Here is an 11,470-nt window from a genome sequence, read left to right as displayed (position 1 = left end):
GGATTGCCCGCGACTCCGCCGGCAGGCACTGCGGCTCCGGCTCCGTCGGGCGCCGCGGGCAATCCCGCGCCTGCACCTGCGGGCGGCGGTCGCTGATCGAATCCTTCCGGGCTCTCCGGAGCCCGCACGAAACAAGAGTGCCCGGGTGGTGGAATTGGTAGACACGCACGTTTGAGGGGCGTGTGGGGAAACCCATGCGAGTTCAAATCTCGCCCCGGGCACCACTCCAAGCGAAGAGCCACGCGAGTCTGCCGCGTGGCTCTCGTCGTTTCGGCACGGACGCAGCCGTGGGGGCCGAATGCGGAGCTAGAACAACTCCTGTACGTAGCTCTCGAGCGTCTCGCGATCGATGTAGCCGACCACGCGCCGCACGATCTGGCCCTGACGATTGACGAAGAACGTGGTCGGAATCTGGCGAATCGGCCCGTACTGATCGAGCAGCCGCTCGTTCGCCATCGCGAGCGGGAAGTGCACGCCGAGCTTCTGACCGAACGCCTTGACGCGCAGCGCGGGCTCTTCGTCGACCGAGAATCCCAGCACCAGCAGTCCCCTGGCTTCGTACTCGAGGTGCACGGCGTCAAGGTGCCGCATGCTGGCGCGACACGGGCCACACCACGTCGCCCAGAAGTCAATGACCATCGGGCGACCCTTCAAGTCACTGGACTTCAGGGTTTTACCATCGAGTGTTCGAGCGGTGAACGAGGGCGCGATCGCCGGTGTGTCGGTGGCGGCGTGGACCGGAATCGAGCCGCTGAGCAGACAGGTGGCGGCGACGGTGAACAACAGCAGGCGGTGCACGCGATGAACCTCCCGGTCGAAACTCCAATCCAGCGATTCGATTCGGATGCTATCGCGCATGGCGTCGCGATGGCAGGGGGATGCGCGCATCTTTGCAGGCCCTTGACCGTGCGCGCGAAGTCTCACGCAACGGTTGAGAGCGGCGAGAACGCTGTGCTAGCGTGCCACAACTCCCCTTGCGCACCGGCGCACCTCGTCGCGACCCACGGATCCGGGTCGGCGTTCGGCTGAACATCCCACGGAAGGTGGCGCCATGCCCCTCGCTCTGACCCTCTTGCAGGCGGGCCCCGGGCTTCACGCTTCGGTGCCGAGTCTGATTCTCCAGTCCGGCCCGTTCGGCAAATTCATTCTGCTCGTGCTGCTCGCGATGTCGGTGTACTGCTGGGCGATCATCTGGAGTCGCCACCGTCACTACTCGAGGGTCGAGCAGGCGGATCGCGCGTTCCTGATCGCGTTTCGCCGCGTGCCGCCCGGCACCGATGCGAGACTGCTGTCCGAGCAGTATCCGCACAGCCTGCTGGCGCACGTCGCGCGCGCGGGGCAGCGTGCACTCGGTCAGCATCCGCTCGAGGGCGGCGCGCGCGATCTCGCGTACACGATCGTCCAGCACTCGATGGAGCGTGCTTCGAGTGACGAGCTGTCGCGCCTCGAGCGTGGCGTCGGATTTCTGGGCACCACCGGCAGCGTCTCGCCGTTCATCGGGCTCACCGGAACGGTGTGGGGCGTGATGACGGCGTTCCTCGCGATCGGCACGCAGGGCTCGGCATCGCTCGCGGTCGTTGCGCCCGGCATCGCCGAGGCGCTCATCACGACGGTGGCCGGCATCGCCGCCGCGATTCCCGCCGTGGTCGCGTACAACTCGCTGCTCGGGCGGTTGCGCGATCTGCAAAACGGCGCCGCCCAGTTCGGGGTCGAGTTCCTCGAGCATCGCCTCGGCGGGACACGCGCATGAGAGTCGAATCTGCGCGTCGGCCGATGTCGGAGATCAATGTGACCCCGCTGGTCGACGTGGTGCTGGTGCTGCTCGTGATCTTCATGTTGACCGCGCCGCTCCTGCAGTCGGGACTCGAGGTCGAGCTTCCGAAGCTCGCGGCGCGCGGACTCGAGCTGCGCGAGGGCCTGGTGGTGAGCCTGCGTGCGGATCGCGGCATCGCGGTCGGTGACCAGATCGTGGCGACCGCCGACCTCGAGCGCGCCCTCGCATCGGCCGGTGCGGCGGGGCGACCGGTGTACCTCAAGGCAGATGCACGGGTTCCGTACGGGCAGGTGGTCGAGCTGATCGCCCGCATCCGGCGCGCCGGCGTCTCGAACCTGGGGCTCGTCACCGCCCCGGGCGGCCCGGAACGGAGCCGTTGAAGTGCGTGGACCACTCGTGACCTCGCTGGTCGTCCACGTGGTACTGCTCGCGGTGCTGTTCGTGACGCGTCCCGCGACCTCGATCGCGTTGCCAGGCGGCGATGCGGTCCCGGTCACGCTCATCGATCCCGCAGCGCTGCGCTCGATGGCACCGGCCGTCGCGCCTCCGCCGGTCGCGCCGGTCCGAGAGCCCGTGCCCGAAGAGGACGGTGTTCGCATCGAGCGCGAGCGCCCGAAGCCGAAGCCCGAACCGCCGCGCGAAACGCCGCCCAAACCCAGGCCTGATCCGCGTGAGACACCCGCGCGCGATTCTTCGCTGCCGACCGAGACGCCGCCCTCGCCGGCTCCAGCGGGGCTGGCGCTTCCGAGTGCTGCAGTCGGCACCAGCGGGTTGCGCGGCGACCTCGGCGTCGACGCGAGCGAGTTCCCCTTTTCTTACTACCTCGCACTGGTGCGCGACCGGGTGGCGGCGCGCTGGTCGCCGCCTGCCGGCATCGTCACCGACGGTCGCACGGTGCGTGTGGTCGTGCGTTTTCGAATCGGGCGCGACGGACGCGTGAGTGCAGCACAGATCGAAGGTGCCAGCGGTGTGGAGGCGTTCGATCGCTCGGCACTGCGCGCGATCACGCTCAGCGATCCCTTGCCGCCTCTGCCGGTCGGCTATTCCGCGTCGCAGCTCGGCGTGCATTTTGGATTCGAGTGGGGGACTCCGTGACACGAATTTCGCTGCCCCGGCGGCTCGCGAGCTTTGCGCTGGTTGCGCTGGCACTCGCACTGCCGGCGCGCGCGCAGGCGCCGTCCGACGTGAAGATCGACATTCGCGGTACCGGTCAGAAGATCAAGCTGCGCTTGATGCCGCTCGAAGCGACGGGCGATCGGACCAGCCGCGCCGGCGCGACTCAGGCCGACGAAGTGCTCGGGCGCGATCTCGAATGGTCGGCGGTGTTCGACGTGCAGCGCGCGAGCGCCTCGGTGCCGGCGGGCTGGGAGCCGCAGGCGCGTGTCGCCGGGCGGCTCGAGCAGCACGGCAACCAGGTGGTGCTGCACGGCGAGGTGCTCGATCAACCCGCCGGTCGCGCGATCCTCAAGCAGGAGTGGCGAGGACCCGCGACCGAGTTGCGCCGGCTGGTGCACGAGTACGCGGATGAGATCGTGCGGCAGTTCACCGGCGAGCCGGGGGTCGCGAATTCGCGCATCGCGTTCATTTCGCATAAGGGGAACGAGAAGGAACTGTGGGTCATGGACGCGGACGGCTGGTATCAGCGGGCGCTCACGAGCGACCGCTCGATCGCGCAGTCACCGGCGTGGTCTCCCGAGGGCTCGCTGCTGGTGTTCACGTCCTACCGCTCCGGCCTCGGGCCACGGCTGTTCGTCACGCCCTCGAACGGTGGCAAGATCTATTCGGTCTCGGGACGTCCGGGGCTCAATACCAGCGGGACCTACAGTCCGGATGGTCGCGAGATCGCCTGCACGCTCAGCCAGGATGGCAACGCCGAGATCTACCGGCTCGACGCCCGTGGGGGCACGCCGACCCGGCTCACCAATCACCGGGCGATCGACACCTCGCCGAGCTGGTCGCCGACCGGCCGCGAGATCGCATTCACGTCGAATCGCGGCGGCGGCATGAGCGTGCACGTCATGGATCGCGACGGCGGCAGCGTGCGACGACTGACTTACGAACTCGGCAATACCGATTCGCCGGCCTGGTCGCCCAAGGGCGATCGCATCGCCTTCGTCTCGCGCACCGGCGGGGGATTCGACATCTACACCTGCCGTCCCGACGGGGGCGATCTACGGCTTGAGGTCGCGGGGCGGAGCAACGAGAATCCCCACTGGTCGCCCGATGGGCGGCATCTGGTGTTCGCATCCAATCGCGAGGGCACGTTCGCTCTCTTCATTTCACATCTCGACGGGTCGCCCGCACGGCGACTCGAAACGGGGGGCATGGTGGCCATGTCGCCCGCATGGTCTCCGCGCATGACGGCCGGGGGATCGTCGTCCGACGGCGCAAGCCGCGGTGACGCCCGAAAGTCGGCGCCCCAATCCGATGGAGGTACCCGATGACGTTTCGCTCCCGACACCTGACCGCGTGGCTCGCCTGCGCCGTGATCCTGTTCGTAACCGGTTGCGCCAAGAAGACGGCCCCTGTTCCGGCCGAGCCGCCGCCGGTTTCCACACCCACCGAGACGCCGCCCGTGCCTCCGACCACCACCGAGACGCCACCGACCACGACGCCGTCGCCCGGCGTGCGGGATGCCGATCTGAGTCCTGCCTTGTTCGACTACGACTCGGCGATGCTGCGCGAAGACGCTCGCACCGCGCTCGACGGCGCGGCCCGATTGCTGCGCGAACATCCCGAGGTGCGCATCGTGATCGAGGGCCACTGTGACGAACGCGGCACCGTGGAGTACAACCAGGCGCTCGGTCAGCAGCGCGCCGAAGTCGCGCGCGACTACCTGCAGCAGCAGGGCATCGCGGCGACGCGCCTGACGGTGCTGTCGTATGGCAAAGAGCGGCCGTTCGATGGCGGACACGACGAGTCGGCATGGCAGCAGAACCGCCGCGCCCACCTTCGAGTCGCGTCGTGATTCCAACCGCACCCGTGCGGTTCTCCCCGGCGAGTGCGCGGCGACGCGCGCTCGCCGCCTTGGTCGCCGTGATCGCGACTCTCGGAATGCTCCCCGGCTGCTACATGCCCCAGCTCATGCGCCTGCAGGGGGGGCTCGACAGCCTGCGCGCGGTGGTGGACACGGTGACGGTCCGCGACTCGTTGACGCTCGCCACGCTGCGCGAGCTGCGTCGGGAGCTCGCCGAGCAGCGCGACATCTTGCTCAGCACGCGCGCCACCGCGGGCAACACGACGCGCGAAATGTACGACCAGATGCAGCGGCTGCAGGACAAACTCGACGAGGTCATGACGCGCTTCACGCAGACCTCGGAGCGCGCGGCCGCGCGTGCGACCCCCGGCACCGACGTCAATCCCGCACAGCTCTTCGACCAGGCGACCCAGGATCTCACCCAGGGACGCTACGGCATGGCGCTGCAGGGCTTCCGGGAATACGTGCGGAAGTTCGCGACCACCGAGCTCGCGGACAATGCGCAGTACGGCGTGGGCGAGAGTTTCTTCGCGCTCGCGAATTTCGACAGCTCGGCCGCGGAGTACTCGCGCGTCACGAGCGGATGGCCGCAGGGCGACAAGGTGCCGGCCGCGCTCTACAAGCTCGCGCTCAGCAAGGAGAAGCTCGGAGATGCGGCAGGTGCACGCGCCACGTTCGAAGACCTGCTGAAGAGATTCCCGAACTCCGGCGAAGCCCAGCTCGCACGCGAGCGTGTGGGTGGCAACCGCCGGCGTTAGCGCCGCGCTCGCGATCGCAGTCGTCGGCGTCACCGTGTTCGCTCCGGTGCACGCCGCGATTCCGAGCGCGCCGGGCGGCGTGGCCGACAGCGCGGGGCTCGACGGGATTCCGATCCGTCGAGTCGAGGTCACGGCCCGCAATGTCTTCGACCCACTCCCGCACGGAGTGCTGCGTCCGATCGCGGGACTCGCGAATCATCTGCACATCCGGACGCGCGCCTCGACGATTCGCCGCGACCTGCTGTTCGCCGCCGGCGAGCGGTGGAACGAGCAGCGTGCTCGCGAGTCGCTGCGACTGCTGCGAGCGCGCCAGATCTTCGTTCCGGTCTCGCTGGTGAGGCAGCGCGTGAACGACTCGCTCGAAGTCCGCGTCGAGACGCGCGACATCTGGAGCACGGTGCTCGACTTCTCGCTCGAAAGCGGCGGCGGCAGCACCTCCGGCGAGTTCGGAGTCGCGGAGCGCAACCTGTTCGGGCGCGGCCAGTCGCTTGCGTTCTCGTATCGCGAAGACCCGCTGCGCGTCACTCGCTCGGTTTCGTTCTCGGATCCGGCGCTCGGCGGGACGCGCCTGCGGGTTTCGGCGTTCGCCCGCGACGAGAGCAACGGCTCGGGTCACGGACTCGAACTCGCGGTGCCGTTCTGGGCCGAGGACGCGAGGTGGACCGGCGGGGTGCGCTGGGAGCGCGGCACCACACTGGCACGCCTGTACCGCGACGACATCGAGACTGCGGTGTTCGATCGCCGCGATGAATCGACCGAGCTGTGGGGTGGACTCGGCGAGAGTCGCGGCGGCGTAGTGAGCCGGCTGATCGCCCGATTCCGTGCCCAGGATCGACGCTTCGGACCGACGCGCGTGGTGGCGCCGGTGGTCGATGAGGCGTTTCTCGGCGGCGAGGAGAACGAGCGCATCCGCCGGCTGTCGATCGAGGCGAGCTGGTGGCGGCCGCGCTTCGTCGAACGACGCGGCATCGAGCAGCTCAGCGGCATCGAGGACGTCGACCTTGGAACCCGGGTGGTGTTCGAGGCCGGGGTGTCGCCGCGCGGCCTGGGTGGCTCGCGCGACGAAGGCCTGGTCCGAATGTCCGCTGCCTCGGCCCTCAGTGCGGCCGGTGGCGCGTTTGCGCTCGGTCGCGCCGAGGCTTCGTGGCGGCCCGATCCGCGCGCCCGCGACGCCGTGCTTCGCCTTCGGCTTCGGGCGGTAGTGCCGGCCCACGAGCGCGGCGCGTTCGTGTTCGCGGCACTCGGAGTGCTCGGCTTCGACACGCCGCGCGATTTCCAGATCCTCCTCGGCGGGCTCGACGGCCTGCGTGCGTTCCCGGCCCAGGCGCTGGCCGGCACGCGGGTGTGGCGCTTCAACGCCGAACGGCGCTGGACGATGGCGCGCGACGCGTTCGGGATCGCGACCCTCGGAGCCGCGGTGTTCTACGACGCGGGTCACGCGTGGGGAGCGGGGTCCGGCGATGCCGGCTGGCACCACGACGCTGGACTCGGCGTGCGGATGGCACTGCCGGGTGCCTCGCCGAGCCAGATCGTTCGAGTGGATCTCGCGTGGCCGATCGAGCCGCTCGATCGAGGGCGGCGCGAGACCGTGCTGTCGTTCGGCTCGAGCCAGGCCTTCTGAGGAGGGGCGCATGACGATGCGATTCGGCTCGGCCGGAAATCCGCGCTCCGCGCCGCGCGCCGGCACCGACCATGGCATCCTCCGCGCGCACGCGCTCGGACTCCAGTGCCTCGAGATGGCGTGGGGCAATGGCGTGCGGATGGGAGAAGCCGCGATCGCGCGAGTCGCGGCCGCCGGGCGCGACACCGGCCTCGAGCTGACCGCGCACGCGCCGTACTACCTCAACCTGAGCGGGGAGCCCGAAGTCGTGCGCGCCAGCGAAGAGCGCCTGGTGGCCGCCGCGCGCCAGGCGTGGTGGTGCGGGGGACGCAGTGTGTGCTTCCATGCCGGCTACTACGGAACGCTCGGGCCGGCGCGCGCGTCTCGGCGCATCGTGTCGGCGCTCAAACGCATCACGAAGCGCCTGCGATCCGAGGGCATCACGCTCGATCTGCGGCCCGAACTGACGGGGCGCTCGAGTCAGGCCGGGACGCTGGAGGAAATCGTGCAGTGGAGCGCCGACATCGAGGGCGTGAAGCCCTGCATCGACTTCGCGCACCAGTACGCCCGCAGCGGCGGCGCGATCAATCGCTACGAGGACTTTCGAGCGATGCTCGACCTGGTGCGTGATCGGCTCGGAGCCACGTCGCTCGCGAGCATGCACGTGCACCTGTCGGGCATCGAGTATCGCGCGCACGGCGAGACCCGCCACCGCCCGCTGACGCAGTCGAAGTTTCGCTGGCGCGAGGTGCTGCGCGCGCTGCGAGACGCCGGAGCCGCCGGCTGGGTGATCGGCGAGAGTCCCGAGATCGAAGACGACGCGCTGCGCCTCCAGCGCGCCTATCGGAGGCTCGCTTGAATGCGCCGGTGGTCGTGATCGGGGCGGGGTGCATCGGCACGGCGATCGCCTACCACCTCGCGAAGCGCGGGGTGAAGGGGGTGGTGGTGCTGGAGCGCGAACCCTTCGCCGGCGCCGGCTCCACGTCGAAGGCGGCGGGCGGCATCCGCGCACAGTTCTCGACCCCCTTGAGCGTCCAGCTCTCGATGCGCTCGATCGATCACTTCGAGCGCTTCGCGGACGAGATGGGTACGGATCCGGTGTTCTTTCAGGTCGGCTATCTGTTCCTGCTCGCCGACGAAGTGCGCTGGCAGGCCTTTCAAGCGCAGGCACGCATGCAGCGCGATCTGGGCTTGCCGGTCGAGGTGCTCACGCCGGAGGCGGTGCAGGCGCGCATCCCGGAGCTGCGGATCGACGACCTGCTGGGAGCGACGTTTTGTCCGCGCGACGGGCTCGGCAACCCGCACGAGGTCACGCAGGCGTATGTCGCGCGCGCGCGCGATCTCGGCGCGCGCTTCGAATTCGGTCGCGCGGCGACCGGGCTGCGAATGAAGGGCGAACGCGTGGTGGGAGTGGAGACCGCCGCAGGGGCGATCGAAACGCCGTGGGTCGTGAACGCGGCGGGGCCCTATGCCGCGGAGATCGCGCGCTGGGCAGGTCTCGAGCTGCCGGTCCTGCCGGTGCGTCGCCACTGCTTCACCACCGAGCCGCTGCCGTTCGTGCGCGATGACTTGCCGATGATCGTCGACATGAAGTCGGGGGTCTACATGCACCGCGAGAGCGGAGGCCTGCTGCTGGGACTCGCGAACCGCGACGAGCCTCCGGGGTTCGACGTGAGCGTCAACTGGGACTTCCTGCCCGAGGTGGTCGAGCACGCGATCCATCGCGTGCCCGCGCTCGAAGCGGCGGAAGTGTCGAACGGCTGGGCCGGCCTCTACGAGACCACGCCCGATCACAACGCGATCCTCGGCGCGCCCGTTGGGCTCGAGGGGCTGCTGCTCGCGAACGGATTCAGCGGACATGGATTCATGCAGGCGCCCGCCACCGGCCAGCTGCTGGCGGAATGGATCGTCGACGGCCGCCCGAGCCTCGACCTGCACGCGCTGCGACTCGAACGCTTCGCCGAACATCAGGCGTTCGTCGAAACCAACGTGATCTGATGCTGCTCCAGAACCGCTTCACGCTCGGACCGTTCGAGACCAACGCGTATCTGCTGATCGACCGCGCGACGCGAGAGACTGCGGTGATCGACGTGGGATTCGACGCCGACCGGATCGCGCAGGCACTGGACGAAGCGGGCGTCGTGGTGCGCTACCTGCTCAACACGCACGCGCACTACGATCACATCGCTGCGATGCGAACGCTGCAGGCGCGCGTCGGCGGGACCTACTGGTTGCACCCTGCCGATCGGTTTCTCGCCGACGGCATCACCACGCAGGGAGCGGCGATGGGTCTGCCGGCCGCCGTGGCGCCCGATGAGATCCACGACCTCTTCGACGGCCAGACGTTGACGCTCGGCGCCAACACGTTGAGCGTGATCCATACCCCCGGGCACTCACCGGGCAGCGTCACGTTCCGGTGTCTGGACGATCTGTGGGTGGGCGACATACTTTTCGCGGGCTCGATCGGTCGCACCGATTTGCCCGGAGGTTCGTTCGAGACGCTGCGCAGTTCGATCCGTGGGCGACTGTTCCCGCTCGGCGACGCGCTGAGCGTGCATCCCGGACACGGCCCCAGCACCACGATCGGGGACGAACGCCGCACCAATGCGTTCGTCGGCGATGGTGCGGACCTCGCGTGAGCGACCGCGCGCAGGATTGGCCCGCGCGGCTCGCGCTGCACCCCAGCGCGTTCATCGCGCCGTCGGCGATCGTGACCGGCGAGGTCTCGCTCGGCGCGCGCGCCAGCGTGTGGTTCCACACCGTGGTGCGGGGCGACACCGCAGCGATCACGGTCGGCGACGAGACCAATCTTCAAGATGGCACCATCGTGCACGTCGATGCCGAGTGGCCGACGGTGCTGGGTGCGCGGGTGACGGTCGGCCATCGCGCGGTCGTGCACGGTTGCACGATCGGTGACGACTGCCTGATCGGCATGGGTGCGGTGGTGCTGTCGGGCGCCCGCATCGGCGCAGGTTCGCTGATCGGCGCGGGAGCGCTGGTGCGCGAAGGACAGGAGATCGCGGCCGGAAGCCTGGCCGTCGGTGCTCCCGCGCGCGTGGTCGGCCCCACGACGCCGACGCATCGGGAGGCGATGCGACGCGGGAACGCGCACTACGTGACGCTCTCTCGCAGCTACCTCAGGCGCGGCTTCGCGCGTCCGCATCCCGAGCCCGGCAGCGATCTGGGGACCGCGACGCCGTGGCGCGGGCCGGTGCTCGCTGCGGAATGGGACGCGCTGGTGACGCGCCTTGCCGAGGCACCGAAACGGGTCGAGTCGCTGCGCGCCCGCACGACGGAAACTCACCGTTGGACGAGTCCGCCGGGCCCGGATCGATGGAGCGCCGCCATGGTGCTGGCCCATCTGCGTGACGTCGACCGTGAGGTCTTTCGTCCTCGTGTCGAGCGGATGCTCACCGAGGTCGAGCCCGAAATCGAGAATCAGGACGCGGCCGCGTGGGCGGTCGAGCGCGGCTACGCAGCGACCGGGCCGTTCGCCGCCTTGAGCGCGTGGGGGCTCGAGCGCGAGGCGCTCGTCGCCCGTCTGTGGCCGCTGCGACGCGAGGCGCTCGGTCGGCTCGCGTGGCACTCGGTGCGCGGCCCGGTGACGCTCGGCGACATGGTGCGCAACTGGGTCGAGCACGATGCTTCCCATCTGCGGCAGCTCGCCGCGGCACTCGAGGGGCAGCCGTGATCCACGTCTTCGGCGATCCCGAACCGCCGGTACCGCGTTTGCTCTCCCAGCTCGCCCACCGCGGACATGTGCTGGGGCGACCCGATGGCGAACCGTCCGGCGCGACTTCCACGCTGGTGCTCACCGCACGCGCAGCGCTCGACGCGATGGCGCTGGCCGTGCTGCTCGGGGCGTGGCGCAAGACGCCTCGCGCACGGGTGCTGGTGATCAGCTCGATCGGCGCTCATCGCGACGCCAGGGTCGAACGACTGCGCCGGCTCTGGGAGCTCGAAGAGAACGTGCGAGCGACCCGGTTGCCGCTGCTCGTGCTGAGACTCGGGGCGCTGGTCGGTCCCGACAGTCCGCTGTGGCTGAGGCTCCGTAGCGGCGCAAGTCCGGGCCGGCAGGGTGCGGCGCTGGTGCAACCGGTCCTCGAGTCGGAGGTGGTCGACTCACTGGATCGGGCGCTGCGCGGAGCGGTTGCGTGGGAGGGATGGTTCGAACTGGTCGGACCCGAAGTGCTGACGCTCGCCGAGCTTTCGGAGCTCGCGAGCGCGCCCGGACCCGCGCGCGGGGCGGAGCGGGGCGAATGGGAGCCCGAGCTCGAGGAACTGGCGACGCTCAAGCTGGCGGAGAACCAGGCGTGGCGGAGTCACTTCGGGCTCGAAGTGCGACCGGTGAGTGCCGCGGC

General features: G+C 69.5%; 13 protein-coding genes and 1 tRNA gene. 13 read left to right on the top strand and 1 reads right to left on the bottom strand.

Features of this window, described 5'->3' with window-relative positions; genetic code table 11:
- Positions 1-139: 139 nt before the first annotated feature.
- Positions 140-224, top strand: a tRNA-Leu gene (locus HOP12_09605).
- An 82-nt stretch (positions 225-306) separates the two neighbouring features.
- Here the strand turns inward: HOP12_09605 and HOP12_09600 are convergent.
- Complete coding sequence (locus HOP12_09600; GenBank protein NOT34411.1) at positions 307-858, bottom strand: TlpA family protein disulfide reductase; 552 nt, start codon at positions 856-858, stop codon at positions 307-309.
- 193 nt (positions 859-1,051) lie between these two features.
- Between HOP12_09600 and HOP12_09595 the strand changes: the two genes are divergently transcribed.
- The 12 genes from HOP12_09595 to HOP12_09540 all read left to right on the top strand — a co-directional run.
- Positions 1,052-1,750 carry a hypothetical protein gene (locus HOP12_09595; protein NOT34410.1) on the top strand — a complete coding sequence of 233 codons (699 nt, stop codon included), beginning with the start codon at positions 1,052-1,054 and terminating at the stop codon, positions 1,748-1,750.
- Positions 1,747-2,154 (top strand): protein TolR, encoded by a 408-nt coding sequence (locus HOP12_09590; GenBank protein ID NOT34409.1) that lies wholly within the window; start codon positions 1,747-1,749, stop codon positions 2,152-2,154. The genes HOP12_09595 and HOP12_09590 overlap by 4 nt, the downstream gene beginning before the upstream one ends.
- A 1-nt stretch (position 2,155) precedes the next feature.
- Positions 2,156-2,869 (top strand): TonB C-terminal domain-containing protein, encoded by a 714-nt coding sequence (locus HOP12_09585; GenBank protein NOT34408.1) that lies wholly within the window; start codon positions 2,156-2,158, stop codon positions 2,867-2,869.
- Complete coding sequence (locus HOP12_09580; protein ID NOT34407.1) at positions 2,866-4,218, top strand: Tol-Pal system beta propeller repeat protein TolB; 1,353 nt, start codon at positions 2,866-2,868, stop codon at positions 4,216-4,218. Before HOP12_09585 ends, HOP12_09580 begins: the two co-directional genes overlap by 4 nt.
- Entirely contained in the window at positions 4,215-4,742 is a 528-nt protein-coding gene (pal, locus tag HOP12_09575; protein NOT34406.1) for a peptidoglycan-associated lipoprotein Pal, read from the top strand. Before HOP12_09580 ends, pal begins: the two co-directional genes overlap by 4 nt.
- On the top strand, positions 4,739-5,509 hold the full coding sequence (ybgF, locus tag HOP12_09570) for a tol-pal system protein YbgF (protein NOT34405.1): 771 nt from the start codon (positions 4,739-4,741) through the stop codon (positions 5,507-5,509). Before pal ends, ybgF begins: the two co-directional genes overlap by 4 nt.
- A complete protein-coding gene (locus HOP12_09565) occupies positions 5,490-7,130 on the top strand; it encodes a BamA/TamA family outer membrane protein (GenBank protein NOT34404.1) in 1,641 nt (546 codons plus the stop codon). Before ybgF ends, HOP12_09565 begins: the two co-directional genes overlap by 20 nt.
- Positions 7,131-7,140: 10 nt before the next feature.
- Positions 7,141-7,968, top strand: coding sequence for a TIM barrel protein (locus HOP12_09560; protein ID NOT34403.1), 828 nt, complete (start codon positions 7,141-7,143; stop codon positions 7,966-7,968).
- The gene (locus HOP12_09555; protein ID NOT34402.1) at positions 7,965-9,107 is read left to right on the top strand and encodes an FAD-binding oxidoreductase; all 1,143 of its coding nucleotides are present in this window, start codon (positions 7,965-7,967) and stop codon (positions 9,105-9,107) included. The genes HOP12_09560 and HOP12_09555 overlap by 4 nt, the downstream gene beginning before the upstream one ends.
- Complete coding sequence (locus HOP12_09550) at positions 9,107-9,748, top strand: MBL fold metallo-hydrolase (GenBank protein NOT34401.1); 642 nt, start codon at positions 9,107-9,109, stop codon at positions 9,746-9,748. The genes HOP12_09555 and HOP12_09550 overlap by 1 nt, the downstream gene beginning before the upstream one ends.
- On the top strand, positions 9,745-10,800 hold the full coding sequence (locus HOP12_09545) for a hypothetical protein (GenBank protein NOT34400.1): 1,056 nt from the start codon (positions 9,745-9,747) through the stop codon (positions 10,798-10,800). The genes HOP12_09550 and HOP12_09545 overlap by 4 nt, the downstream gene beginning before the upstream one ends.
- The coding region (locus HOP12_09540; GenBank protein ID NOT34399.1) for a hypothetical protein at positions 10,797-11,470 on the top strand (674 nt) is incomplete at its 3' end. The genes HOP12_09545 and HOP12_09540, both read left to right, overlap by 4 nt.

Source organism: Candidatus Eisenbacteria bacterium (assembly GCA_013140805.1).
In the GTDB taxonomy this organism is placed as follows: Bacteria; Eisenbacteria; RBG-16-71-46; order RBG-16-71-46; family RBG-16-71-46; genus JABFRW01.
The sequence above is the reverse complement of the archived record's forward strand: the minus strand, read 5'-3'. Positions and strand labels throughout refer to the sequence as shown.